This is a genomic window from Hymenobacter lutimineralis (assembly GCF_008271285.1).
GTDB classification, from domain to species: Bacteria; Bacteroidota; Bacteroidia; order Cytophagales; family Hymenobacteraceae; genus Hymenobacter; species Hymenobacter lutimineralis.
Map to the genome: position 1 here is coordinate 35,890 of NZ_VTHL01000009.1, position 25,959 is coordinate 61,848.

Annotated in this window: 16 protein-coding genes; 10 read left to right on the top strand and 6 right to left on the bottom strand. The window is 60.3% G+C overall.

What is annotated here, in order from left to right; all coding sequences use genetic code 11:
* Window positions 1–85 precede the first annotated feature (85 nt).
* Together FY528_RS10015 and FY528_RS10020 are read right to left on the bottom strand one after the other, a co-directional pair.
* Window positions 86–700, bottom strand: a complete 615-nt coding sequence (locus FY528_RS10015) for a T9SS type A sorting domain-containing protein (protein WP_187632072.1) — start codon at window positions 698–700, stop codon at window positions 86–88.
* A 141-nt stretch (window positions 701–841) separates the two neighbouring features.
* Window positions 842–1,630 (bottom strand): biotin--[acetyl-CoA-carboxylase] ligase, encoded by a 789-nt coding sequence (locus tag FY528_RS10020; RefSeq protein ID WP_149070868.1) that lies wholly within the window; start codon window positions 1,628–1,630, stop codon window positions 842–844.
* A 15-nt stretch (window positions 1,631–1,645) separates the two neighbouring features.
* Here FY528_RS10020 and rsfS point away from each other — a divergent pair, with 15 nt between their 5' ends.
* The 6 genes from rsfS (at window position 1,646) to FY528_RS10050 (ending at window position 9,560) form a co-directional block, all read left to right on the top strand.
* Complete coding sequence (gene rsfS / locus FY528_RS10025) at window positions 1,646–2,032, top strand: ribosome silencing factor (RefSeq protein WP_149070869.1); 387 nt, start codon at window positions 1,646–1,648, stop codon at window positions 2,030–2,032.
* A gap of 92 nt (window positions 2,033–2,124) precedes the next feature.
* Entirely contained in the window at window positions 2,125–4,239 is a 2,115-nt protein-coding gene (gene ftsH / locus FY528_RS10030) for an ATP-dependent zinc metalloprotease FtsH (RefSeq protein ID WP_149070870.1), read from the top strand.
* A 147-nt stretch (window positions 4,240–4,386) separates the two neighbouring features.
* Window positions 4,387–5,040, top strand: a complete 654-nt coding sequence (locus FY528_RS10035; RefSeq protein ID WP_149070871.1) for a LutC/YkgG family protein — start codon at window positions 4,387–4,389, stop codon at window positions 5,038–5,040.
* Entirely contained in the window at window positions 5,015–5,797 is a 783-nt protein-coding gene (locus FY528_RS10040; RefSeq protein ID WP_149070872.1) for a UDP-2,3-diacylglucosamine diphosphatase, read from the top strand. The genes FY528_RS10035 and FY528_RS10040 overlap by 26 nt, the downstream gene beginning before the upstream one ends.
* Window positions 5,757–6,731 (top strand): hypothetical protein, encoded by a 975-nt coding sequence (locus tag FY528_RS10045; protein ID WP_149070873.1) that lies wholly within the window; start codon window positions 5,757–5,759, stop codon window positions 6,729–6,731. Before FY528_RS10040 ends, FY528_RS10045 begins: the two co-directional genes overlap by 41 nt.
* Window positions 6,732–6,944: 213 nt before the next feature.
* On the top strand, window positions 6,945–9,560 hold the full coding sequence (locus FY528_RS10050; protein ID WP_149070874.1) for a S8 family peptidase: 2,616 nt from the start codon (window positions 6,945–6,947) through the stop codon (window positions 9,558–9,560).
* Window positions 9,561–9,660: 100 nt separating this feature from the next.
* On the opposite strand, the gene FY528_RS10055 is transcribed toward FY528_RS10050, so the two are convergent.
* Window positions 9,661–10,386, bottom strand: a complete 726-nt coding sequence (locus FY528_RS10055) for a LytR/AlgR family response regulator transcription factor (protein ID WP_149070875.1) — start codon at window positions 10,384–10,386, stop codon at window positions 9,661–9,663.
* A 92-nt stretch (window positions 10,387–10,478) separates the two neighbouring features.
* A complete protein-coding gene (locus FY528_RS10060; protein WP_149070876.1) occupies window positions 10,479–11,522 on the bottom strand; it encodes a sensor histidine kinase in 1,044 nt (347 codons plus the stop codon).
* Between the two features lie 234 nt (window positions 11,523–11,756).
* Between FY528_RS10060 and FY528_RS10065 the strand changes: the two genes are divergently transcribed.
* Entirely contained in the window at window positions 11,757–14,171 is a 2,415-nt protein-coding gene (locus FY528_RS10065; protein ID WP_149070877.1) for an outer membrane beta-barrel protein, read from the top strand.
* Between the two features lie 39 nt (window positions 14,172–14,210).
* Here FY528_RS10065 and FY528_RS10070 read toward each other — a convergent pair whose 3' ends face one another.
* Window positions 14,211–17,099 (bottom strand): T9SS type B sorting domain-containing protein, encoded by a 2,889-nt coding sequence (locus FY528_RS10070; RefSeq protein ID WP_149070878.1) that lies wholly within the window; start codon window positions 17,097–17,099, stop codon window positions 14,211–14,213.
* A gap of 993 nt (window positions 17,100–18,092) precedes the next feature.
* On the opposite strand from FY528_RS10070, the gene FY528_RS10075 reads away from it, so the two are divergent.
* Window positions 18,093–22,397, top strand: a complete 4,305-nt coding sequence (locus FY528_RS10075) for a T9SS type A sorting domain-containing protein (protein ID WP_187632073.1) — start codon at window positions 18,093–18,095, stop codon at window positions 22,395–22,397.
* A gap of 358 nt (window positions 22,398–22,755) precedes the next feature.
* On the opposite strand, the gene FY528_RS10080 is transcribed toward FY528_RS10075, so the two are convergent.
* Window positions 22,756–23,553, bottom strand: a complete 798-nt coding sequence (locus FY528_RS10080; RefSeq protein ID WP_197748880.1) for a M57 family metalloprotease — start codon at window positions 23,551–23,553, stop codon at window positions 22,756–22,758.
* A gap of 441 nt (window positions 23,554–23,994) precedes the next feature.
* Between FY528_RS10080 and FY528_RS10085 the strand changes: the two genes are divergently transcribed.
* Entirely contained in the window at window positions 23,995–25,344 is a 1,350-nt protein-coding gene (locus tag FY528_RS10085; RefSeq protein ID WP_232066415.1) for a PSP1 domain-containing protein, read from the top strand.
* A 5-nt stretch (window positions 25,345–25,349) separates the two neighbouring features.
* Complete coding sequence (locus FY528_RS10090; RefSeq protein WP_149070880.1) at window positions 25,350–25,859, top strand: gliding motility lipoprotein GldH; 510 nt, start codon at window positions 25,350–25,352, stop codon at window positions 25,857–25,859.
* Window positions 25,860–25,959 lie beyond the last annotated feature (100 nt).

A 25,959-nucleotide genomic window follows, 5' to 3' on the forward strand; every position in this document is an offset into this window, starting at 1 on the left:
GGCGGGCAGCCAGCCGCGGTACAGATGCAAAAAAAGCAGCCGGGGTTGCCGGCTGCTTTCAGGAAATAAAGTATCAGGCAAGGCCTCAGTTCTGCAGTATCAGCCGCTTTGAGCCGACTACCTTATCGTTCTGCAGGAGGCTGCACATGTACATGCCCGCGGGCAGATCGGAGAGGTTAAGCGGCTGGCCGGCGGCGGTAAGGTCGGCCCGGAGCGGCACTACCCGCACCTCCCGGCCAATAATGTTGGTGATGCGCAACTTGTAGTCCTGACCTTGCTTCTGGTCCAGGGTGAGCAACACCATACCCCGCGAAGGGTTGGGGTACAGCTGCAGGGAAGCTGCCGCGGGCTGGGTGCGCGCAACCGGCGTGATGGTGTTGACCGTGATGCTCCCGAACATGCCCGCGCCCGGCCCGCCGTGGAACGTGCAGTGGTAACCGTAAACGCCAGCGGTGGGAAAACTCAATGTTTTCGTACGCGCATTGGTGTTCATCGCAAACTGCTCAAACGCCCCGTTGTCGGAAGCCGTGGGGTGCGTGCCCGATTCCCACTGAAACGTCACCTCGTCGCCGGGGTTGATGGTGAGAAACTGAGGCGAATAGGCGAAATCCTTCACGATGACGGTAAAAGAAGCGGCCGCCGCCACGAACTGCTGCCCCAGCAAGAGGGCGACCAGGCATACACGCGTAAAGAGTTTCATAGCTAGAGGAAAAAGAGTGAAAGAGAACATCGGCTGCTGCTAAGACAAGCACCGTGCCTGTTTTGCGAGTGGCCGCTACGTCTTTCTACTCGGCTAGAGCGGGCCAAAGGTTGCCTGTCTGCAGCAAAATCTCTGGGCACGTCAGCAGTAGCGGATTTCCTGCAGCCCAAACGTGTGCAATTCACCATTAATCTCTAAGGCCAGCTTGCCGTCGGGCTCCACGCCTACTATCTGGCCCAGAACGCGGCGTCCCCGCACCTCATAGCCTTGCAGCTCGCGGTAGCGGTAGAGCACCCGCAGGTATTGCTGCCGCTGCGTGGCTACATTGCCGGCCCGCAGCTGCAGGTAGCGCCGCTCCAGCGCCTCCAGCAGCCGCTCCACCATGGCCGGCAGGGCATAGCTGCGCCCCGTCAGCACACTCAGGGAGGTAGCGGTGGGCACGGCAAACTGCGTTTGATTGATATTTATTCCGATGCCAACGATGCTGGATTGAATTCCGGCGCTATTTAAGGTGTTCTCAATAAGAATTCCACCCAGTTTCTGGTTATGGTAATACAAGTCGTTAGGCCATTTCAGCCGCAGAGCCGGTCCGTCACTCAGCAGGGCAGCTGCCCAATCGTACACGCCGAGTGCAACGGCCATACTGAGCTGAAACTGGTCGGCGGCGGGTAGGAACGTGGGCTTCCAGACAACGGAAAGCGTCAGATTTTCCCCGGGGGCGGCTTCCCATTCGTTGCCGCGCTGGCCCCGGCCGGCGGTCTGTTTGTCGGTCAGCACTACGCAGCCTTCCGTGGCGCGGCTTTTGAGAAGCAAATTGTGCGCCTCCGTGTTTGTAGAGGCACATTCGGTCAGCCAAATCACTTGCTGACCCGTGAAGAGGGTTTTGGGGTGTAGTGCCTCCACCTGATTTTCGTACTTTGTGATATTCAAACCTAATAATACCCCATGAAAAGTACGCTGGTTCGGCAGGATTCGGACAGATTGGCAGATGTTGTAGTACGCGGCATGCAGGAAAAAAAGGCTTCCGACATTGTAGTGCTCGACCTGAAAGAACTTAAAAATGCCGTAGCAGATTATTTTGTTATCTGCTCGGCTTCCTCCGATACGCAGATTGAAGCCATTGCCCGCTCCATCGAAGAAGAGGTAGAGAAACTCACCGGCCAGAACCCCTGGCAAACGGAAGGCCGTACCAACCGCGAGTGGGTGCTGCTGGACTATGTGGACGTTGTTGTGCACGTTTTCCTGCGTGACCGGCGCCAGTTCTACGCGCTGGAAGAGCTTTGGGGTGATGCCGAAATCACCTACGTGGAGGAAGAAACAGCCGCCCGGTAAGGTAAACGGCCGGCTGATACGTCTGCCGCCCAAGAAAGGCGGGTACTGCCGAGTACCTCCAGATTTTTTGTCTTAGACTACGCTTTGTATTCATGTCTGATAAGACCCCGCAAAAAAAGAAAAAACCCATGCTGCCTACCCCGTCGCCTAAGCCGGGCATGCAGCTGTGGATGCTGCTTGGCCTGGTCGTGTTCGTGCTGGGAATGGTGTACTTCACCCGCAGCAACGCCACCCTCGACACCACTCAGCAAAAGTTTGAAACCTGGCTGGCGCAGGGCGATGTAAGCCGCGTGACGCTGGTAAACGACCGTACGGTAGAGGTGATGCTCAAGCCCTCGGCGCTGCGCAAGCCCGAGCACGCCGAGAAGCTGGGCCGTCGGGGCATGCTGGCCCTGGAAGCCGGTCCCCAGTACGCCTTCCGCGTGATTGACGGCAAAACCTTTAAGGAAGACTACGATAAGCTTCAGGCCCAGATTCCGCGCGAGCAGCAAATCGGGCTGGAAGTAGACACGCGCCAGGGCTACGGTGAGTTTATCAGCACCTGGGGCTTCATGATTCTGCTGATGGTGGGCTTCTGGTTCCTGATGCGCCGCATGAGCGGTGGCAGCGGGCCCGGCGGTCAGATCTTCAACATCGGCAAGTCGCGCGCGGCCCTGTTTGAAGGGGGCGACAAAGTTAAAATCACCTTTAAAGATGTAGCTGGGCTGGAAGAAGCCAAGGAGGAAATCCAGGAAATCGTGGAGTTCCTGAAAAACCCTTCCAAGTTCACCATTCTCGGCGGTAAAATCCCCAAAGGCGCCCTGCTGGTAGGCCCTCCCGGCACGGGCAAGACCCTGCTGGCCAAGGCAGTAGCTGGCGAAGCCGACGTACCCTTCTTCTCACTCTCGGGCTCCGACTTCGTGGAAATGTTCGTGGGCGTGGGGGCAGCGCGGGTACGTGACCTGTTCAAGCAAGCCAAAGCCAAGGCGCCCTGCATCATCTTCATCGACGAAATTGACGCCATTGGCCGCAGCCGCAGCCGGGGTAACGTACCCGGTGGCAACGACGAGCGGGAAAACACCCTGAACTCGCTGCTGGTAGAAATGGACGGCTTCGGCACCGACTCTGGCGTTATTATCCTGGCCGCTACCAACCGCCCCGATACCCTCGACTCGGCCCTGCTCCGTCCCGGCCGCTTCGACCGGCAGATCAGCATCGACAAGCCCGACATCAACGGGCGCACCGAGATTTTCCAGGTGCACCTCAAGCCCATTACCTTGGGCCCCGATGTGGAAGCTAAGAAGCTGGCTGCCATGACGCCGGGTTTTGCCGGGGCTGAAATTGCCAACGTCTGCAACGAAGCCGCCCTTATTGCCGCCCGCCGCGACAAGAAGATGGTGACCATGCAGGACTTCACCGATGCCGTGGACCGCGTTATTGGGGGCTTGGAAAAGAAAAACAAGATCATCAGCCCCGACGAAAAGCGCATTGTGGCCTACCACGAAGCCGGCCACGCTATTGCTGGCTGGTTCTTGGAGCACGCCGATCCGCTGGTAAAGGTGAGCATTGTGCCCCGGGGCGTAGCAGCGCTGGGCTACGCGCAGTACTTGCCGCGGGAGCAGTTCCTCTACAACACCGAGCAGCTTACCGATGAAATGTGCATGACGCTGGGTGGCCGCGCGGCCGAGGAGCTGGTCTTCGGTAAGATTTCCACGGGCGCCTTGTCTGATCTGGAGCGCATCACCAAGATGGCGTACAGCATCGTGACGATGTACGGCATGAACAGCAAGCTGGGCAATATCTCCTTCTATGATTCAAAGGGGCAGAACGAGTATGGCTTCTCGAAGCCGTATTCGGAAGCTACCTCGCAGATGATTGACGAAGAAGTACGCACCATTATCTCCGACGCCTACGTCCGGACCAAGGAACTGCTGACGGAGCGTCGGCACGAACTGGAAGTAGTAGCCAAAGAACTGCTGGAAAAGGAAGTGCTGCTGCAGGATGATCTGGAACGACTGGTGGGCAAGCGTCCCTATGGCGGCCAGACCAGCTACCAGGCGCACATGGCCGGCACCGACCGGAGCGAAACCCTCAGCGAGCTAAAAAACGAACACCCGGTGGCCCTGGGCAACGACCTGCCCGAGTTGAACCTGCCGGGCGTGGATGACAAGCCCGAGCAATCCAGTGGCTCAGGTATTGCCAGCGGCTCGGCGGCAACGCCCGTGTAAATAGCCATTTTGCCAAAAAAAGCCAGCCTGATTTAGCAGGCTGGCTTTTTTGTGCTTTGCCTGGCCGATATGCTCCTGCAGTATGCTCGCAGCTTCGCCCGGCTCATACCATGCTTCTGTCGGGCATCATCTATCTTTGAGCAACGTATGCCGGACTCTTCTCGCGACTTAATTCTGCGGCGCATCCGCACTGCTTTGCAAAAGCCGGCCCCCCAGCCGGCTGCTCCCGATTTTAGTGCCCCGCTTCACCCAGTGCCCGCCGACGACTTGGCCATTGCCTTTGCCGAGAGCTTCCGGCGGGTGGGCGGCGCCTTCTATTATTGCGAGTCAATAGAGCATTTCTACAACCAGCTATTCCTCTACAAGAAAGAGCATAAGCTGGAGTATCTGTACGTATGGGAGCCTGAGTTGAAGAAGCTCCTGCACGCCGGTGACATCGTTTTTCAGGGAGACGAGGCCGGCTTTATTGCGCATGCGGCGGCTAGCCTCACCACCTGCGAGGCTCTGGTAGCCCGCACGGGCAGCGTATTAGTCAGTAGCGCTACGGGCAGTGGGCGCCGGCTTAGTATTTACCCCGAACGGCATCTCGTGCTAGCCCGCACTTCGCAAGTGGTAGCCGATATTGCCGACGCCCTGCAGGTGCTACAGTCGCCTATGGGCGACAAGCTGCCCTCCATGTTTTCCCTGACCACCGGCCCCAGCCGCACGGCCGACATCGAAAAAACCCTGGTTCTGGGCGCCCACGGCCCGCGGGCCATAGCCCTGTTTTTGCTGGATGACACTCCCTCCCCGTCTGCCTGACCTGGCCCTCACGCCGGGGCGTCGGGTGTACTTTGCTTCCGACTTTCACTTGGGTGCCCCCACGGCTGCCCACTCCCTGGAGCGGGAGCGGAAAATTGTGCGCTGGCTCGACCAGGCCGCCCAGGATGCCGCGGCTATCTACTTGCTCGGGGATATTTTCGACTTTTGGTTTGAGTACCGGCACGCCATTCCGCGGGGCTTCATCCGCCTGCAAGGCAAGCTGGCCGAACTCACGGACGCCGGTTTGCCCGTCACCTTCTTTACCGGCAACCACGATATGTGGATGTTCGACTACTTTACGCAGGAGCTGGGCATTCCCATTTTGCGGCAGCCGGTAAGCCAGCTGATCGGGCAGCGGGAATTTCACATTGGCCACGGCGACGGCCTCGGTCCCGGCGACCACACCTATAAAGTGCTTAAGCGCCTTTTTGCTTCCCCCGTAGCCCAATGGCTGTTTGCGCGCCTGCACCCCAACCTGGGCATTGGCATAGCCAATCGCTGGAGCAAGCACAGCCGTCTGCAGAACGGGGCGGCCGATGAGCAGTATTTTGGGGAGGATGAATGGCTGCTTGTCTATTGTAGGGAGCTCGAAAAGCGCCACCACCACGACTACTATATTTTTGGGCACCGCCACCTGCCCCTGGATGTGGAGGTGCTGTCCCAGAGCCGGTACCTGAACCTCGGCGAGTGGGTCAATTATTGCTCGTATGCCGTGTATGATGGGAACGACTTGGCTTTGCAGTATTTCGAACGGTAGGCCCGTCGGCAACCGGGTGGCGCAACGCCATTCCAGCGTTGCGCGGGCAGCAGCCTGGGCAGCTTTCCTGTTCGTTGCGCTGCTTGGCACCGGGCTGCGGGCCAAGGCGCAGCCTACCGTTCCGGCGGCCGCCTCAGTTGCCCCGGCCGCGCGCGTAGCCGCACCCGCTTCCCCGGTTGCTGCGCCAGCGGCTCCCTGGTCGTTGGTGCGCACCATTGCCCTGCCCAACCCCGGGGCCGCGTCCCTGGACCGGCGGGGTACGCTCTACGTGGCCGACGCCCAAAATAACCTGCATCAATACACTCCCGACGGGCAGCCGCTCACCACGTACTCGGCCCCGCTGCCGGGCCACGTAGCCCAGCTGGAAGCCTGGAACCTGACCAAGCTGCTGGCCTTTTACGACGACCGGCAGGAAGTGCTGCTCCTGGACCGTTTCCTGGCCCCGCTTACCCAGGTCCGTCTGGCCGACTACCTGGATGGGCTGATCCGGGTGGCGACGCTGGCTCCCGACGACAAATTGTGGCTGCTCAACGAATCGGACCTGACGCTGCGCCAGTTTGACTCCGGGGCGCAACGGCTAGTGGCCAGCACCCCGCTCGATCTGCTGGTAGGCCGCTCCCGCCCCGATTTCCGCTTTCTGCGTCAGTACCAAAACAACCTGTATCTGGTTGACTATAGCAGCGGCATCTACGTGTTCGACAACCTGGGCACGTACCGCAAAAAGCTGCCTTTTGCGGGACTAAACCAGGTTGGCTTCCGGGGCGACGAGCTGTATTTCCTGCGCGACGGGGCACTGCATTTCTTCCACCTCTACACGCTCACGGAGCGCACAGTGGCCTTGCCCGCCGAGGCCGGGGCCAGCCGCCTGATTCTGCTGGGTGAGCAGTACGCCTACTTATTTACGGCCGCCGGTATTGCGGTGTACCAGCTTTAACAGCCACTTTTCCCGCCATTGCCAAGAAGACGCGGCCACTGATTTCCGCCCCAGCTGCCCCGAAAAAGTATAGGCCCGTCCACCCGACGGGCCTTTTTCGTCCCTGAGTCCATCCTGTGGCCTGCTGCAAGGTCTGCCCCTTGCAGGCTGGTTTCCGTATCTTGAGCTCCTCTCTACCCACAGCCTTTCTCACCACCCCTTTCAACTCGCATAATGCGCGTTCTTTTCCTGAGTTTTGCTTCCCTCGCACTTTTCGTGGTTCCCCGGTTGGGCTTAGCGCAAAAGTCAACCAGCACCAGCCGTCTGGCTCCCCCCCTCCTGCGGGCCAGCGCTGCCTCAGCGCGGGAGGTGCGCGTGCAGGTCACCAGTGGTCCCGACTTCCGGCGCTGGCTGCAACAACAAATGCCAAATGCCCACGCAGTAGCCAGTATAAACCAGCCCGCGCTGCTTACCGTGAGCAATCTGCCGGCGGCCGGCCTGCGGAAGCTAGCTGCCTGCCCTTGGGTACGTTTCATGGATCAGCCCAACCGGCGCGCCCACGAGGAAACCAGCGTTGCCTCTGCCGACCTCACCCTGAACACGCTAGCGGCCGTCTGGCACGCATTTCCGGACCTTACGGGGGATGGGCTTACGGTTTCGGTAAAGGAGCAGGCTTTCGACACCACCGACCTTGATCTGCGGGGCCGGGCAGTGCCCTTTTCTCTGGATGGACGCAACATTACGTCCCACGCTACCGAAATGGCCACCTTCATTGCCGGGGCCGGGAACACGGGGCCGCTGGGCCGGGGCGCGGCCTCCCACGCCCGCATCGCATCTTCCGATTTTGCCAACCTGCTACCCGACGATGCGGCCGTTTTGCAGGCGCAAGGGGTATCGGTGCAAAATCATTCCTATGGCGTAGCTATTGAAAATTATTATGGCGTAGAAGCCGTAGCCTACGACGAGCAGGCCCAGCAGCTGCCGTCGTTGCTGCACGTATTTTCCTCGGGCAACAGCGGCGACCAAACCAGCCCCGAGGGTCCCTACGCCGGCTTAGCGGGCGTAGCCAATCTCACCGGCCAGCTCAAGCAGTCGAAGAACACCCTCAGCGTGGGCGCTACCAACGCCATCAAAGAGCTTACGCCCCGCAGTTCACGCGGGCCAGCTTACGATGGGCGCCTGAAACCCGAGCTGGTAGCCTACGGCGCCGGCGGCTCGTCCGATGCTGCGGCCCTGGTATCGGGGGCGGCCCTGCTGGTTCAGGACGCTTACCGCGCCCAGCACGCGGGTGCGCTGCCGCCCTCAGCCCTGGTAAAGGCCGCTTTGCTGAATGCGACCGACGATATAGGTTCGGCCGGGCCCGATTTTGCCACGGGCTTTGGCGAGCTGGATGCGCTGGGGGCCGTGCAAACCATAGCCGAGCGGCGCCTCCTGGAAGGCAGCGTAGCCAACCTCACACAGCGCACTTTTCCTCTGACGGTGCCCGCGGGTGCCCAGGAGCTGAAACTTACCCTTGCCTGGAACGACCCCGCCGCAGCCGCCAATGCCAGCCAGGCTTTGGTGAATGACTTAGACATCGAGCTGGTAGCGGTGGGCTCGGGCCAGCGGTGGCGCCCCTGGGTGCTCAGCCCCACGCCCCGCCTCGATTCTCTGGCGCTACCGGCCCGGCGTGGGGCCGACCACCTGAATAATGTAGAGCAAATTACCGTGGCTGTGCCGGCACCGGGCCAGTACCAAGTCGTAGTGAAAGGATATGCAGTAACCAGCGGCAGCCAGCCCTTTTACGTGGCCTACGAAACTACAGCCCCGGGCCTACACTGGACGTGGCCGGTAGCAGGCAGCGTAGTGGAAGCCGTTCAGCCCAACTATGTGCGCTGGCAATGGCTTGGGCCTGCGGCTATGGCTACGCTGCAGTTTCGGTTTGCAAATGATACCCAATGGCAAACCGTGGCTACCAACGTGCCCGTGCAGGCCGGCTATTACGCCTGGGCACCACCCGACACCGCCGCCACCGTGCAGCTCCGGCTTCAGCTGAATGGCACTGGGGGCGAGGAGTCCGCGTCGTTCCTCATTAGCCCCGACCCTAAGCTGCGCACCGTATACTACTGTTCGCCGCAGGCCTTGCTGGCCTGGCGTGCCGTACCGGGCGCCGAGCAGTACCAGCTCTACACCTTACGCGGCCGCTACCTGGAGCCCCTGCGCACCACCTCCGATACCACCCTGCGCATAGCCGACACCGAGGGCGCTGCTCCTTACTACGCGGTAGCGCCATTGGTGCAGGGGCAGCCGGGCTACCGCAGCCTTACCCTCAACTATCAGCAAGGAACCAGCTGCTACATCGTGAGCTTTCTACCCCGGCAGGTAGTAGATGCCACGCTCCGGTTTGATGTGCAGCTGGCCAGCACCTATCAGTTGGTATCCGCTACGCTGGAGCGGCAGGACGCCACCGGCTACGTAGCCCTGCAAACTGCTAGTCCGGTTACGGCAACCTCCCTGCAATTTGCCGATGCGGCGCCAACCCAGGGTAGCAGTCTTTACCGAATCCGCTTGGTTACCGCTACCGGCGCCACCTTCTACAGCCAGGCTGAGCGCGTGTATTATCTGCCGGACCAGGACGTAGCCGTTTTCCCCAACCCCATTCAGTCCGGCCAGGCTCTTCGGGTAGCGGTGACCGGGGCCCCTGTTCTGCAGCTTCGGCTGTTCGACAACCTGGGCCGCCTGCGCCGGGAGCTGACGACCGACGGCGTCATCAATGAGCTGGGCACGCAGGGCCTGAAACCAGGCAGCTACCTGCTACGCGTTGAGGCCAACGACGGCCGCCGGTGGACGCGCCACGTCATGGTGTATTAGGCCTTGCCGGGGGGGCCGCTCATCGGGCGCCAACGGCATAGGCTACAGAAAAGTACATGGCAAGTACCCTAATGGTCGTGGCCCTGCTCTGCCGTGGGCCTCAGGCCTCGCGAATGAGCCGATACAGCTGCTCACGGTAGGTGTCGCTGACGGGAATTTCCTTGTCGTGCAGGTAAATCGTGTTGCCATCAACCATGCGAATCTTGTCGAGCGACACAATAAAAGACTTGTGCACCCGCAGAAACGGCGGTTGGGGCAAGGTCTCGGCCAATTCCCGCAAGGTTTGGTAGGTGACGATGCGCTGCCCGGGTAGGTGGATAGACACGTAATTGCTCAAGCCTTCGATGTAGAGGATATCGGCGTGGTTCACCCGCAAAAACTTGTTCTTGCTCTCCCCCTTCACAAACATATGGCCGGCAGGCGCCGCCATAGGGGCCACCGCTGGGGCTGGCGCGGGCAGTGGCTGAGGTAGCGGCACCAGCGCCAGCACTTTCTGGGCGGCTTTCACAAACCGCTCGAAGGAAATAGGCTTTAGTAAGTAGTCCACCACATCGTTTTCGTAGCCCTCAAGCGCGTACTCGGGATAGGCCGTCGTCAGCACCACTTTGCAGCGGTTGCCAGCCAGCTTAAGAAATTGCAGGCCGGTGAGCTTGGGCATCTGAATATCGAGAAATACCAGATCAACCTGTCCCTGCTGCACCAGCGTCAGGGCCTCAATGGGGTTGGTGGTGGTACCCACCAGCCTGAGAAAGGGTAGTTGACCGATGTAATCGGCCAGGATAGCCAAAGCGGGGGCTTCATCATCAACGGCAAGGCAGCGAATCATAGGCGGGCAGGGAAAGTCGCGTGACGTCTTCTCGGGGCGGGGAATGGAACTGACCGGTGGCAAGAATCAGCCGTAAAGATGCTGGACTTATCTTATGCGGGTCCGGCTCCACTTACCAGGCGCAGGGATGCGGTAAAGCGGCCCTCGCCGGCGGCCAGGTCCAGCCCGTGCCGGCCCGGGTAGAGCAGTTCCAGCCGCCGCCGCAGGTTGGGCAGGCCAATGCCGGTGGTATGGTCTTTATGGTTGTCGCTACGCTGATTGTCGACTTGAAACTGCACCTGCCCGCCCCCGATACGCAGGTGAATGTGCACGGGCGTGTTGGGGTCATCCAGTACCCCGTGCTTGATGGCATTTTCCACGAGGGGAATAAGCAGCAATGGGGCTACGCGGCAACCGGCGGGCTCACCCGTTACGCTCAGGTGCACGTGGAAGTGGTTGGGAAAACGCAGCCGGTACAAATCCAGGTAATTGTGCAGGTACTCGATTTCCTGTTCTAATCTAACCTGACCATCGGGGCTTTCGTGCAGCATGTAGCGCATCAGCTCCGAGAGCTTCAGAATAGCCTCGGCCACGGGCTTGGCCACGGGGTAGGCCAGGCTGAAAAGCATGTTGAGCGTGTTGTAGAGGAAGTGCGGATTAATCTGAGTTTTAAGGAAGGCCACTTCCGCAGCCCGCTTTTCTTCGCGCAGCTGACGGTTTTCCTGCTCGCGCCGAAAAGCAGCCTGTGCGGCCCATATGGCCGCGCTGATGACAATTACCGGGCTGGCAAAGTACACGTTATCAATAATATAATACCCGGCCCTGTAAGCAAATGCACCTTCCAGGCCGTAGTTACGAAACCCCAGCAGGGCCGGAAAGAGCACCTCCTCCAGCGTGGCCCGCATACCAATAAAAAGTGCCACTACTCCCCCCAAAGCGGCTACCAGCCGGCCCGTGTGGCCCGCCCGCAGAAACCGGGGGTACACCACCAGGTAGCATAAGTAGAACTCCACTACCCGGATGAAAATAAAGGAGGCCGTGAGCCAGAGGCCGCTCCGTAGCGGGGACCCAGCGCGCTCCAGCAATTTGCCGACTACTTCGTAGCTGGTGTAAGCCAGCCAGCCAAGTATGTGCCAGCGGAGAGCATAGCTTTTCATGGTAGGGTGAGAATAGCGAGGTGAAGGCAGCAAGCCGCACTGCCGGGGTTAAAACTAGTGCCTTCTTCGAGGGCCTGCCCCTTTTTTATGCGAATGACCGGTTTTGGAATGCCAAGGCGAAAAAACATCCTCGGCAGGCGCTGGCAGCTGGTTTTGGGGCGTTGAAATAATGTTTTTTACCCTGAAAATCAGGCGAAGCACCTTCGGCCATCCTTCAGCCAACGCCTGTCTTCGATGCCTTCTTTTGCCCGCTACCGCCGCATTTGCCTACTCCTGTTCCTGACCTTGCTACTTGCGCAGCAGGCTGCCGCCCAGTCTACCGTTTCGGGTACTGTGCTGGATACCGCGGGCCAGCCCCTGCCCTTTGCGACGACCGTGCTGCTACGGCTGCCCGATTCCACCCTCATCAATTCCCAGCCTACCACGGAGCAGGGCAGCTACGCGTTCAGCGGAGTGAAGCCAGGAAGCTACTGCGTGCAGGCGCTGCTGCTGGGCTACACCCGCCGCCGCGTTGCTTTCCTGGTTGATAAACCAATGGTTGCGGTGCCCCCGCTGCGCCTGGCTTCCGCCGCTACGGCCCTCGGTGAGGTAGCCGTAACCGGTACCCCCCCCTTGCTGGAGCAGCATGCCGACCGCACCGTGGTGAACGTGGCCCGTCTGAATACGGCCGGCGAAACGGCCCTTGAACTACTCAAGAAAGCGCCCGGCGTGACCCTCGACAAAGATGATAACGTGCTCTACCGGGGCAGCGGCGGGGTTACCGTGCTCCTCGACGGCAAACTCACGTACCTGAGTGGGGCAGCCCTGAGCTCTTATTTGAAGTCCCTGCCTGCCTCCGCCATCAGCCAGATTGAGCTGATGCCCAACCCGCCCGCCTCGCTGGATGCCGCCGGTACGGCCGGCGTGCTCAACATTAAACTGCGCCGCAGCCAGCTCGCCGGCCTGAGTGGTACCTCCACGGTGGGGGCCGGCTATGGCCGGTACGAAAAAACCTGGGGCGGCACCAACCTAAGCTACAACGCGGGCAAGACGCGCCTGTTTGTCCGTCTCGATGGGGGCCGCTACAATTCCTTTAACTACCTGACGATGCGGCGCACCATCCGGGACAGCCTCTTTCACCAGCAAAACCGATGGCGCCCGCTCACCTACACGGGCACTTTTGCCGCCGGAGCCGACGTAGCCCTGACGCCCCGGCAGAGCCTGGGCCTACAGCTGCGTGGCAGCACCGACCAGACCACTGCCCTGAGCACCAGCACCTCGGTAGCTACGGACCTGGCAGGGACGCCCGGGAGCCGCCGACAGATGACCAACCCCAAACAAAGTACGCTCTCCAATCAGGCCCTGAACGTGTCTTACCGCTTTGCCTTCGATAGTACCGGCCGGGAGCTGAGCGCGGACGCGGACTACGTGCGCTACGCTAGCGCCAACGACCAACGCTTCAATAACATGATCCTTACCACGGGCAGCGGGCAGTGGAGCCCGGCCGAGCAGCTGCGCAGTGCCGCCGCCTCGGAGACTACCATTCGGGCCGCCAAAATCGACTATACGCATCCCGTGGCCGGTACCAAGTGGCGGGCCGAAACGGGTGCGAAAACCAGTTGGGTAACCTCCCGTAGCGCCATCGGGTTTGAGCAACTCCAGGACGGCAGCTGGCAGCCCGATGCTCTGCGCACCAATCAGTTTCGGTACGATGAGCACATCAGCGCCGGTTATTTCAGTCTCAACACCAGCTACCGTCGCCTGGAGCTGAAAGCAGGTCTGCGCGGAGAACTCACCCAAACCAGTGGCTACTCGGCTACTACCACCCAACGGGTGCGCCGCCGTTACTTTCAACTGTTTCCCAGCGCCTTCGCCAGCTACCAAATTGGCGCCCACGACCAGGTGAGTGCCTCTGTGAGTCGGCGCATCAGCCGCCCCAACTATCAAAGCCTGAACCCTTTCCTGAATTATACCGACTTCTACACAGCCCAGCGCGGCAACCCTTTTCTGGCGCCCTCCCTCTCACAGTCGCTGGCCCTCAACTATCTGCATAAGAACTTCCAGCTACTGAGCCTGAGCTATTTGCACGAAACCAACTCCGTCAATCAGGTGGTAACCCAAGATGATAATACCAATGTTTCGACCAGCACTCCCCAGAACCTGGCGCAAACTACTACCCTAACTCTCAGCTCGGGCGGCCACACCGCTATTACCCAATGGTGGGGAGCAGATAACGAGCTGAGTGGCAGCTATAGCCGGGTGAGCACGCCGGTGGAAGGCCGCCCCCTGCGCCTGGCTCGCTATAGCTGGGCCCTAAGCTCCACGCACACGTTCAGCCTCCCCCGCAGCTACAAACTCACGGTGAGCGGCGACTACAACTCCCCTGCCGTGATGGGGCTGTTTTATACACGGGCCAATGGTCAGCTCAGTCTGGCCCTGAAAAAGCAGTTTCGGGCGGAGCGCGGCACGCTCAGCCTCCGCGCCAGCGACATACTCAATACCAGTCGTTTTCGCAGCACGTTGCGCTACAACAACGTAAACCAGACCTGGAACAACCAGTGGGAAAGCCGCCGCTTGTCCTTGGTGTGGACCTGTAAAATCGGGAGTGGCAAAACCCAAACCCGCCATGCCGCTGCCTCGGCCGACGAGGAAGGCCGGGTAGGCCACTAGCGTCTCCTGCACCATACGGCCCGGCAAAAGCAGGCGCCCTTAGTGCGCAATAGTTACGTAGCCCTTATACTGGCGCTGGTTGGTGTAGCGGATCAGGTAGAAGTACACCCCAGCCGGCAGGCCTCCCCCGTCCCAGCGGAAGCTGCGGCTGCCCGATTCGTACACCGGCTTACCCCAGCGGTTGAAGATCTGAATACCGGCAAAGCGCTGGACGCAGTAGTCGGGCGGCAAGGTCGGCAGCTCAAAGAAGTCGTTACGGCCGTCCTGGTTGGGAGTGAAGATGTTCGGGGGCGTAAACGCCGTTTCGTCGGGGTTGGCCACGGCAAAGCGCACGGTCTGCTCCCGGGGCTGGGGGCGGCAGGCGCCTTCCTGCAGGGCAAACACCACGGCGTACTCCCTTCCCAGCGGCAGGGTGCAGGCCGGCGTCCAGCGGAAACTGCCCGTGGCCTGTCCCCCGGCGGAGCGGGCCGTAAACTGCATACCGGCGGCCGCCAGGTCGAAGCCCACGCCTCGGGCCGTGAGCGTGAGCGGGTTGCCCTCCGCATCCTGGCCCGACACGGGTGCTTCCAGAGTGCTACCCGGCAGCAGGGTAATCGGTGCGGCCGCCGTAAACAGCGTAGAAGCCAGCACCGGGGGCGTATTGGGGTCGTCTATCTGCAGGGTCACCACTTGCTCGTCCGTGCCCGGCACACCGCAGGGCAGGTCGGTGGCCGTGAAGGTGAAGGCGTAGCTGGTCTGGCCCGGCGCGGGGCAGGGCACCTGCCAGCGAAAGTGGCCGCCCAACCGCTGCGCGCCCGGCTCCAGCGTAAGCTGTGCCCCCACCGCGGCGGCGGCGAAGCCATTGCCCACCATGCCCAGCTCCAGCGGTTGGTTTTCCGGGTCGGTAGCCAGCAAGTCGAACGCCACTACCTCCCCTACCCGAACGCGCACGGGGGCTATGGTACTGGCCGTGGTCGTCAGCACCGGGGGCTCATTGCGGCGCTCTATCTGAATGGGAATCGTCAGGCTCGTTGCCTGGGTGCTGTCGCAGGCGCGCGAGGAAGCCGTGAAGGTGAATGTGTAGAGCGACTGGTCGATGGGTGGGCAAGGCACCAGCCAGGTAAAGACCCCGTCACTGGTGCCCGGGCCGGTTTCCTGCGTGAGCGTGGCCCCCACGGCTACGGGCGAAAACCCCTGGCCGGTCATCGTGAGCGTCACGGCGTCCTGGTCGGCATCGGTACCGGCCAGGGTAAAGCGCAGTACCTGGTCGGGGCGTACCACCAGCGGGCGGGTGGCCCCGGCCGTGGTGGTGAGTTGGGGTGGGACATTCGTGTCGTCAATTTCCACCACGACCACCAGCGTGTCGGCCTGCACCCGGTCGCAGGGTTTGGCGGCTCCAATGAACCGAAATGCGTACCGCGTTTCTCCGGCCACGGGGCAGGGCACGCGCCAGCGGAAGCGCCCGCGCACCTCTTCTCCTACGGGGGTGGTTTCCAGTTCCGCGCCCAGGGCCAGGGCATCAAAGTTCACCCCCTGCAGGGTCAGCGTCAGCGGGTCCTGGTCTGCGTCGCGGGCAAACACGTCGAAGCTTACCAGCTCCCCGGGCTTGGCGCGCTGGGGACTAGTGGTCGTGGTACGCACTGCGGGTACTTCGTTGGGGGGGGCCGTGGCCATAAAGGCCACCCGCACCGTATCACGGCGCGGCAAGCTGCAGCCGTTGTCGGCGACTACCACATCCAGCAAAAACACCTTGCCCCCTGTATCAATGCAGTTGGCAAAGCACAGCTCGGAGGCCAGGGTATCGGGGGCGCCGGCGGTGCGCACGGTGCCTTGGGTAAGCGAGAGGGTGGGCAGCGGCCCCCGGAAGTTAACCGGCTGCAGAGACAACGTCAGCTGGGAAGCGGCGTCGGGGTCGGTAAAGCGCAGGGGCAGGCAACGGTCCGGGCCGGGCACCAGCCGGAGCGTATCGCGGCCGGGCACGTAGGCCCGCGTTTGGTTGGGCAGCCAGGCGGTGAGCGAAGGCGTCTGGTTGGGCGGGCAGTTGAGCACTTTCAGCTGAAAGTCGCGCTGCACTTCCCCCAGCTTCACGCCCTGCCGGTACTCCAGGCATTTGATGCTGAACACGAACAGTCCCAACTGGGACGGGCGCACCTGCAATTGCCCGGTGCGACGGTCGATGATCAGGGCCGGGGAGCCCAGAATCTGGGCGGCTGTACTGTAACCCGGTAGCCAGCGGATAGGCTGGTAGGGCGCCGCCGAGGGCACATCGGGCTTGGGGTCGATGGCGTCTGAACGGCCATTCAGCGGCGTAGCCAGCTCGTAGACAAGGGAGTCCCCGTCGGCATCTTCGCCCCCGAAGTTGAAGTAGAACAACTCCCCCTTGCAGGCATAATCGCTCAGGGGTGGAAAAATGCGGGGCGTGGAGTTGCGGAGCACTTGCCCATTCCGCACCACGGGCGGAAATTCCAGGTAGAATACCTGGGCGGCATCAGCGGGACTTTCAATGTTATTGATGGTGCCGTTGCGGCAGCAGCGCTCCACGGCCGCGTAGTAGCCCCGGGCGTCGGCGTAGGTAGCCGCCGGCAGGTCGACTAACAGCGTGTACACCAGCTTACGCGTCCGGAGGGAGGGTGACTCACACTCGGGGTTGGTGTAGGCCACAAAGGCGTCGCTGGCTAAGGGCAGGCTCACGGCCTGCAACAGTTGGTGGGTGCTCTTGGCAAACAAGCCCACTGTCAGATTCTGGTCCAGGGCTCCGGCGCTGCCATTGATATCGTCGAAGTACAGGTTCAGCGTCAGACGGTAGGTGTCGCCGCTCTGGTGCTGCAGCTCCAGTTCCCCACCCACAATGTGTGTGGCCCGGGCCGGGCCGGCCAGCAGCAGAAGTAGCAGTACGCAGCTGGCTTTCAGGCAGCAGAAAAGTCGACCAGAGAATAGCGGTAGAGGCATAGCACACGGAAAGGGCCCCGGAGCTTTGCGGACACCTGAGCAGAATGAATACTAGGTAAGCGCACCTGCACCTTGAAATGGGGCGCGGCCCGCACCACAGGGCCAATGACTACTGACTTTGGGGAAGCTCCGCGGGGCCCATCGGGCATCAGCAGGAAACGCAATTTATAGTCGACTGTCCGTAAGTATGCTTCTGCGGCCGCTGCTGGCACATGGCCTTGCTGAAACTGCCAAACAACCTGAGCTTGTAGTGTACCCGGAGTTCATTGCTGCGCCAGACCGCTGATCGTAAACAGACGCATTTCCTGCTGTGTATACCCGTTATCGGCTTACCTGCTGGTAGCTACTGCGGATGCTCAGCCCGGGTGGCAACTCAGCTGAAGCTCGAAGGTAAAAGTTTTGGCCTAAAAGTAAGGCGGCAACCAGCTAGGCCAGCGCCAGGGGTGACACCAGCTTAAGCAACCAAGCTCCACCTGCCTAGTGAGCAGTTGGAACACCCTATTACTAGGCGCGCCCCAGCTACAAAGCTAGACCAGCGGCGGGTGACGTTAGCCGGGCGAGGTGTCTTTATATAATAATATATGGTTAAAATATAAATAATCAACTCATTACAATTGGATATAAAAGTAAAAGAAAATAACCTTACTATATTTACACCCCGATAGGCCAAGCTTTATTCCTATTAATCGATTGGGGTTCAGATTACTAGTTTATACCCCTCATTCTGCCTGCCTGGGCTCCATGACATACTTGTAGGGCTGATTTAGTGGAGAAGACAATTCCTTGTACATACTTGTCCAAGCGCGCTTGCACTCATAGCTACCCAGTGGTTGCCTTACTGACCTACCTGTTTCGCTGATTTTCAAATTTTTTCGCACATCTCTCTACATGAAAACAACCTTACGGTCTTCCTTACCCGTTTTCCGGAGCCAAGGCTTGTCCGCTACGCTAAGCTCGTCACGAGCGGGGCACCTGGGAAGCTGGCTTCTGGCTTTGCTTCTGCTCATTAGCTCCTTCACGGCGCAGGCGCAGACCCTCAACAGCACGGTTGCCGTGTCCGACAACACCCCGGACCCTGGGCAGACAGTTACATACACGCTTACCGTAGTAGCCAATCCGAGCACGGCCCAGGGCACGAACGTGATTGGCACCGTAACGCTGGGCGGCACGGGCGCAAGCCAAGTCAGCCTCGCCAACATCACAGTAGGCAGTATTTCCAATAGCGGAACCTACACCGCTAGCACAGGGGTGGTCCGGTTTGAGCTGGGCAGGCTCAACGGCAGCTCCGCTGGCCGCACGGCCACGCGCACGTTCACCGTCACATTTGCTACCCCGCTTACCGCCGGGGCCCAGTTGCTAGCTACCGCCAGCGCATCGCTCAGCGGTGCCACCACCGGCACACAGGGCACCGTTACGGCTACCATAGCCAACGTGGCGCCGGTGGCAGCCGTCAAGGCTTACTCCATGGTGAACACGGATGCCCGCACCCTGGTTGCCCTGTCCGCCACTGATGCAAACGGCGCGGCCACTGTTAGCGGGTATACCTTCACTGTGCCCAGCACAACCCTGGGCTCCTTTTACCTGGCAAGCACCGGGGGCATAGCTTTAGCTACGGGCTCCAGAAGCTTAAGCGCAAGTGAAGGCGCCAGCCTTTATTTCCAGCCCAGCGGTACGGGTGTCGGCACGGTAAGCACCACCTACCAGGCAACGGATGGCACCAATACCTCGGGGGCCGTAGCCCACTCCATTGCCGTAACGGGTACTGATATAGCCACTACCACTGGAAGTACGCCCGCTGCGGGCGCTACGGTAGCCGCAAGCACCGGCAGCCTCTCGTTTACGGCCACCACTACTACCACCAATGCCTCAGCCGCCAGTGGCGTGGTGCAGCGCATTGTGCTCACCAACATTGCCGCTGGCACGCCCCAGTCGGCTTTCACTACCAGCTCTACCACACCTTCGGCGGCCGTAGCTTATAGCCAGACGGGCACTACGGCCACGTTTACGTTTACCCTTCCCGGTACGCTGGCCGGTAGTGGAGGCGCTACTACCGCTACGGTTACGTTTCCGGCCTCCCTTAGCGTACCCACCGCCACTACCGTGGTAGGAACCACCACCGGTACCGCCGACAATGACACTGGCACCACCGGAAACAATGCCGGGGGCAGCCGCTCTATTACCATCGACCAGGCGCCCGTAGCGGTGGCCAAGACCACTAGCTTGCTTAGCAACGCGGCGCGCACTCAACTCCAGGCCTTCTCGGCCACTGACGTGAACGGGGCAGCCACCATCACGGGCTATGCCATAACACTGCCAGCCACCAATAGCTATGGGGCTTTTTACCGCACTGCCTCGGGTGGCCTGCCCGTATCAGGCTTACAAACGTTTACTGCAGCCGAAGCCAATACGCTTTACTTCGAGCCCAACGGCACGGGTGCAAGCGGCACCTTGGCCCTGACCTACACGGCCACCGACGGCAGCAATACCTCGGCTACGGCCAGCTACACGGTCACGATTACGCCCGCGCCCGTCACGCTCAGCGGCCGGGTGTTTGAAGACGTAAATTACGGCGGTGGCAGCGGCGTAGATTACGCCACCGCCAATGCCAGTGCCGCTGCCTCAGGGTTTCCCCTCACCGAAACCGGCACTGGCGCTACCGACCGGATTGGCCGGGGCGGAGCCCGCGTAGAGCTCTACAATGCCGATGGCTCCTTCAACCAAGCTACGACCACCTCGACGGCCGGCGTTAGCGGTGCCACTACCAGCGGCCGCTATAGCTTCACCAACTTAGTGGCCAACACTACCTACTCTGTCCGGGTCGTTACCGGCACCGTCACCTCCGTACGCGGAGGCAGTGGTCTGGTAGGCGTGCCTACCTACGTGGGAGCCGGCCCTACCGCCCCTGAGCGCGTGGGCGGCACCAACCCGGCCCTGGCCGACGCGGGCAATAACACGGGAAATCTGAGCGCGTTGACCAATGCGCAGGTGCTGTACCAGTTCGCCACTGGAAATGCGGGCAGTACCACCACCGGCGTAGACTTTGGCTTCAACTTCGATGTGATAGTTAATACCAACAACGCGGGCTACGGTTCCTTACGGCAGTTTATAACCAATGCCGTAGCCCTGGCAAATACCAACCTCGACCAACGCCCTTTCAACAACTATGGCACGCCCACCGGAACCGACTTTGCAGCCGGGGACGAAACGTCCATTTTTATGATTCCCGGCGGCACCGAGCGGCCGGGCTTGCGGAGCGGCCTGGCTACGCAGCTGCGCGACGCAGCCGGTACGCTCACTTCCAGCGGGAACCGTCGGGCGCTGCTCACCCTCACCGCCGTTTTGCCCACGCTGAGCACGACCAACACGATTATCGACGGCACTACGCAGACCACACTGCTGGATTCCAACACCGGCCAGATTGGTACTGGCGGGACGGTTGGGCGCGAAGCTAAGCCGCTGCGCAAAGTAGATGCCCCCGAAGTGGAAATCGTGCAGACCGCGGCTGCCGCTACGTTTGTGGTAACGGCCAGCAACACCACCCTGCGCGGCTTTGCCGTGCACGGCGGCACGCAAAACGTAGAAACAAGCGGCGCCGCGGTAACCAACTTCGTTGCCGATGGGATTCTGGTGGGCATCAACGCCTACACCCTGGCCGCACCAGCTGCCAACCCCACCACCTCGAATGGCCTCTACCTGATGAACATTTCGGGGACCATCAAAAACAGCATCGTTGCCTACGTGGGCAACTCAGGCCTTAAGCAGTCTAACGGCAAAAACATTAGCGGGAGCGGCTATACCATCACGCAAAACGAGTTTGTGGAAAACGGCCGTACCACGGCCGGCGGTGATGCCATGAGCTTCGGCGACGTGGCAGCCGTTGGCGACGCAGCGCCCTTGCTGATTGAAGAAAACCTGATTCGCCTCTCCAATAGCAGCGGTATTCAGTTTGAGATTGGCAGCATAGCCAATAACATTATTCGGAATAACACCATCTCTGAAAACGGGGAGGGTGGGCTTTCCTCCTCCCGGCTCGAAGGCTCCGGTATTCACTACCTGGCGCGCAATGCCAGTGTGTTGAGCGATAATTCTGACCTGATCGAACAAAACATCATTGTCAGCAACCAGTCGTCCGGCGTGGTGCTCAATGTCGGCCAGCGCAACGTCCGGATTTCGCAGAATGCCATTTACGACAACGGCAGCCGAACGGACGCCGGCGCCAAAGGGCTGATCAGCATTGATTACACGGCCGGCAACCGCTTTGTAGGCAACAATAGCAACGGGGGGGCTGATTATGGCCAGGGCGACGGCGTAACTCCGAACGACGGCCGGGTGAATTGGCTGAATGGCGCCCCTTACGCCAACCAGCCCAACTCCGGCATGGACTACCCGGTTATTACGAGCATTGCAAAAACGTCTGCGGGCAAGCTGCAGATAACGGGTTACGTAGGGTCGGCGCCGGGCCAATCGATTTTTGGCGGGGCCACCATTGAGATTTTCAGCGCCAACGACGTCGATGCGAATCAGAACGGGCCTACAGTAGTAGGCGGCAGTGATAATGTTGCGCACGGGGAAGCACAAACCTACATCGGCACTATTACCGCCGCGGCCGATGGCACCTTCAACGTTACCCTGGATGAGGTTGAGGCCACCATTAACGTAGGCGACAACATTACGGCTACGGCTTACCTGCCCGCTTATGGCACCTCGGAGGCCGGGGTAAACCAGGTGAGCACGTTCGTTATTGTACTCCCCGTTGAACTGACGGCATTCACCGCGAAAAGCACGGGCACCCAGGCGGAGCTGACGTGGAAAACGGCTATTGAGCGAGACAATGACCGCTTCGAGGTGGAGCGCAGCCTCGATGGGCGCCAATTCGTTCAGATTGGCCAAGTAAAAGGCCACGGCTCCACGAGCAGCGCGCATACCTATACGTATACCGACCTGCGCATCGGTCAGCAGACCAGCCTGGCTTATTACCGGCTTAAGCAGGTGGATACAGATGGCACTACGCGTTACTCCCAAGTAGCCGCCGTGAGCTTTGCTGCTCCCGCCCCCCCCGGCCTCACGCTGCACCCCAACCCGGCCACCGCCCATAGCACCCTCAACCTAAGCAAACTACCCGCTGGTAACTACCAGGTCATCATTACCGATATGCTTGGCCGGGTAGTCCGGACCCACGCGGCATCTTCCCAGGAACCCCTGCGGCTGGATATAAACAGCTTACAAGCCGGCACCTACAACGTGCTGATTCAAGGCAAACAAATTCGCCTGACCAGCAAGCTCGTGAAACTAAATTGAGCAGGGTGAACACAAAAAAGGCTCTTCTCCTTACAGGAAGAGCCTTTTTTTATGCCGTCAGGCTGCGTGGCCCTACTGAGAGAGCCGAGCCAGCAGCCCGGACTTGGCCAGCCTAACGGGAGCGGCACAGTAGCTTGCCGGTTACCATCCGCCACGAGTCGGGTTTCCCGACAACCATTCGGTTTCCGGATCCGGAGCCCATTGCCGGAAAGCGGCCGAGGCAAGGGTAGTCTGCTGTCTTAGGCCGGCAGCCCCTTGCTCCTGGGTGCTATGTGAAGAACAAGCCTGTTTCCAGCCCCCTAACAAAAAGGGCGCCGACCTCACGGTCAGCGCCCTTTTTGGCTAAGCTATCCTGGTATTAGTACAGGTAGTTAAGTGCCGTCTTGTCGTTGGCGTTGAAGTAGCGGTTTTGGCCGCTGCCAATGCAGGCCAGCATCCAGGAGTTTGGATCAGCGGCCGAGGGCGTGCCGGGAATCAGGATAGCGCCCACGGTGCTGGCTCCTTCGTTGGAGGTAGAGCCACCGCAGCTATAGGAGCGGTCCATGTAGTCGGTGTGGCGGAAGCCGATGCAGTGGCCAATTTCGTGGGCAATAATAGTAGCCGCGTAATTCAGGTTGGGGTTCGTCCCAATGGCGCGGGTATTTACATTCACCTGGTTGTAGGGAGCACCGGCTGCCGTGGGGAAGCCAGCCGAAGCCAAGTAGCTGCCGTTAGCAGTCGTGAGTACGATGTTACCGCCCGAGGCCACGCGCGAGAACGTCAACGAGAGGTTTTCGGCATTGTAGCGGCGCACTACTTCATCCACCACGGCGGCGTAGGAAGAAGGCATCTTGTTGGAAAGGCTGATCGTGATGTTGCGCGGAGCGGCTACCAAGTTAGTGGTGCGGTACTGCTCCTCCCCGCCTACGCGCAGCAGTTTGCCATTGCTGTAAGCAGCGGCCAGGTCGCGGTCCGTCAGGCGAATGTCTCCTTCTACGATGTATGCGTCGCCATCGCGCTGCACGTTAGCCGTGCTGAAACCCAAAGCCTGGATTTTAGCCAGTGACTCCGGCGTAACCTGGTCTTTAGCAATTTCAGTTTTCTCGGCGCAGGAGGCAAGCAGAGAACCGGCCAGGGCGAGCATACCCAGCTTAGAGGAGAAAGAAGAAAACTTCATAAGAATGTGGGGGTGGTGTGAAAGAAATGAATTGAAAAGAGTGCTGAAAATCTATGACTTTTTTGTCGAATTCGAAATTAAAACTAAATTAATTTCGAATAAGTGCAATATTATGTACGTTTTTCAAGATCAACTTTCTTCCCGATACTGATGTGGTATTGACTACCTTGTTCCTTCTCTGGAGCAGTGCGCAGGCGGTTTCTGCTGAACCTCGGTGGGCTGCCTGGGTGTTAAGAGGCATTTCCAGTGCGCCTACCGAAATGCGTATCTTTGTTTGAAACCGATTTTCAACAGCTAAGGCTGTTTCACTATATATAGTTCCAAGCTGTGGCTTGTACTTCTTGTTCCTCTGGTGGAAGTTGCTCGACAACTTCGCCGGGCTGTGGCTCCAAAGGGAGCTGTAGCTCCGGTGGCTGCACCCGCCTCAATGTATTCGACTGGTTGCAGGACCTCGACCTGCCCAGTGATTTTAAAGGATTTGACCTCGTCGAAATTCGCTTCAAAGGCGGACGTAAAGAGTTTTTCCGCAACGAGCAGTATCTGCCCCTTGTCACCGGCGATGCTGTGGTGGTGGAGGCGGCTGGCAATGGCTGGCACCTCGGGCATGTTTCTCTGAAAGGAGAACTGGTACGCCTGCAGATGCGGAAGAAAAAGGTCCCCACTGACTCTAAAGAAATCCGCCCGATTCTGCGCGTAGCTACGCCCCAGGATGTAGAGCGCTGGGAAGCCGTGCGTGACCTGGAAACCGGCACCATGTTCCGGGCCCGCTCGGTGGTGGAGGAATTGCGCCTGAAAATGAAGCTCTCGGACGTAGAGTACCAGGCTGACCGCAGCCGCGCCACCTTTTTCTACTCCGCCGACGACCGGGTTGACTTTCGCGACCTGATTAAGCGCCTGGCTGAGGAGTTTCGGGTGCGGGTAGAAATGCGCCAGATTTCCCTGCGCCACGAGGCTGGCCGCCTGGGAGGCATTGGCTCCTGCGGCCGGGAACTGTGCTGCTCAACCTGGCTGACGGAGTTTAAGAGTGTGAGCACCACGGCAGCCCGCTACCAGAACCTGAGCCTCAACCCGGCCAAGCTCTCCGGGCAGTGTGGCCGCCTCAAATGCTGCCTGAACTATGAGCTGGACACTTACCTCGTCGCGCTAAAGGATATTCCGCAGGTGCAGCGCCCGCTCCAAACGGAGAAGGGCGACGCTTTCCTGCAGAAGACGGATATCTTCAAAAAGAAGATGTGGTTTGCGCTGCGCGGGGATAATAACTGGGTGGTGCTGCCGACCGAGCGGGTACGCGAAATTCAGGAGATGAACAAGCGCGGAGAAAAGCCGGAGTCCTTACTCCCGCCGATGCGCGAGGAAGAGCGGCAGCCGGAGGTATCGGCCATTGTGGAAGGCAACCTCGACCGCCTCGACGACAAGATAAAAGCGGGCAAGCGGAACAAGCGCAAGAAAAAGAAAGAAAAAGACCCCGTAGCCGCGGCAGTTCCCCGCGAAGCAGCCAGTGCCCCAGCTGCTGGCGCTGAGGCGCCCGCTACTTCTTCTGCTTCCTCCGGCCGCAGTGCCGCCGATGGTCGCCCACGCGGCGCCGCCGCCAAGCCCGCCAACCGGCGTCATCGGCCACCCCGCCCCAGCGGCGAGGGCCCGGCCCGCCCAGAAGGCCGGGGGCCGGAACGCCCCGCAGGCCCATCGGGGGAAGGTGGTAGTGGCGAAGCACGGCCCAACTCGGGCCGGGGCGGGCGCCGCGGAGGGCGCCGCGGTGGCAGTGGTAGTGGTTCAACGCCTGCTCAAGCCTAATGCCGATGATCCTGCAACTTTCTTCCCCGTGGCGGTGGGTGGCTATGCTGGCTGTAGTACTGCTGGCCTCCTGCGACTCCTCGGAGCTCTACGAGCAAAACATCGACCTGAAAGACGCCAGTGGCCAGCCCTACGTGTGGGCCGTGCAGGAGAAGCCCAGCTTCACCTTCACTATTACGGATACCACTCAGCTGTACGATGTGTATTTCAACATTCGGAATGCCGCCGACTATGGCTACTACAACTTGTATGTAAAGCACACGCTCACGGCCCCCGATGGCCGCCGGGTATCTACGTTGCTGCACGAGATGAAGCTGATGGATGCCAAAACCGGTGAACCGCTGGGCAATGGCTCGGGCGACATTTTCGACCACCGGATACTGGCCTTGCCCCAGCAGCGTTTCCACCAGCCCGGCGAGTACCGCCTGACGCTGGAGCAGTACATGCGCCAGGATGCGCTGGCGGGAATTATGGCAGTAGGGGTACGCGTGGCCCGCCACGAAGCCGCCCCTTAAAAGCGCTGCCTGGTTTTCAGAAAAATCCCCTTTCCGATAGTCGGGAAGGGGATTTTTTTTTCTACTTCAGCCCAACAGAAAGCCTGCTTTGCACGGGTAC

Excerpts from the sequence above, each read along its gene's own strand:
- FY528_RS10015 (WP_187632072.1), bottom strand. The coding sequence starts at position 700 with ATGAAACTCTTTACGCGTGTATGCCTGGTCGCCCTCTTGCTGGGGCAG.
- rsfS (WP_149070869.1), top strand. The coding sequence starts at position 1,646 with ATGAAAAGTACGCTGGTTCGGCAGGATTCGGACAGATTGGCAGATGTT.
- ftsH (WP_149070870.1), top strand. The coding sequence starts at position 2,125 with ATGTCTGATAAGACCCCGCAAAAAAAGAAAAAACCCATGCTGCCTACC.
- FY528_RS10035 (WP_149070871.1), top strand. The coding sequence starts at position 4,387 with ATGCCGGACTCTTCTCGCGACTTAATTCTGCGGCGCATCCGCACTGCT.
- FY528_RS10040 (WP_149070872.1), top strand. The coding sequence starts at position 5,015 with ATGACACTCCCTCCCCGTCTGCCTGACCTGGCCCTCACGCCGGGGCGT.
- FY528_RS10045 (WP_149070873.1), top strand. The coding sequence starts at position 5,757 with ATGATGGGAACGACTTGGCTTTGCAGTATTTCGAACGGTAGGCCCGTC.
- FY528_RS10050 (WP_149070874.1), top strand. The coding sequence starts at position 6,945 with ATGCGCGTTCTTTTCCTGAGTTTTGCTTCCCTCGCACTTTTCGTGGTT.
- FY528_RS10055 (WP_149070875.1), bottom strand. The coding sequence starts at position 10,386 with ATGATTCGCTGCCTTGCCGTTGATGATGAAGCCCCCGCTTTGGCTATC.
- FY528_RS10060 (WP_149070876.1), bottom strand. The coding sequence starts at position 11,522 with ATGAAAAGCTATGCTCTCCGCTGGCACATACTTGGCTGGCTGGCTTAC.
- FY528_RS10065 (WP_149070877.1), top strand. The coding sequence starts at position 11,757 with ATGCCTTCTTTTGCCCGCTACCGCCGCATTTGCCTACTCCTGTTCCTG.
- FY528_RS10070 (WP_149070878.1), bottom strand. The coding sequence starts at position 17,099 with ATGCCTCTACCGCTATTCTCTGGTCGACTTTTCTGCTGCCTGAAAGCC.
- FY528_RS10080 (WP_197748880.1), bottom strand. The coding sequence starts at position 23,553 with ATGAAGTTTTCTTCTTTCTCCTCTAAGCTGGGTATGCTCGCCCTGGCC.
- FY528_RS10090 (WP_149070880.1), top strand. The coding sequence starts at position 25,350 with ATGATCCTGCAACTTTCTTCCCCGTGGCGGTGGGTGGCTATGCTGGCT.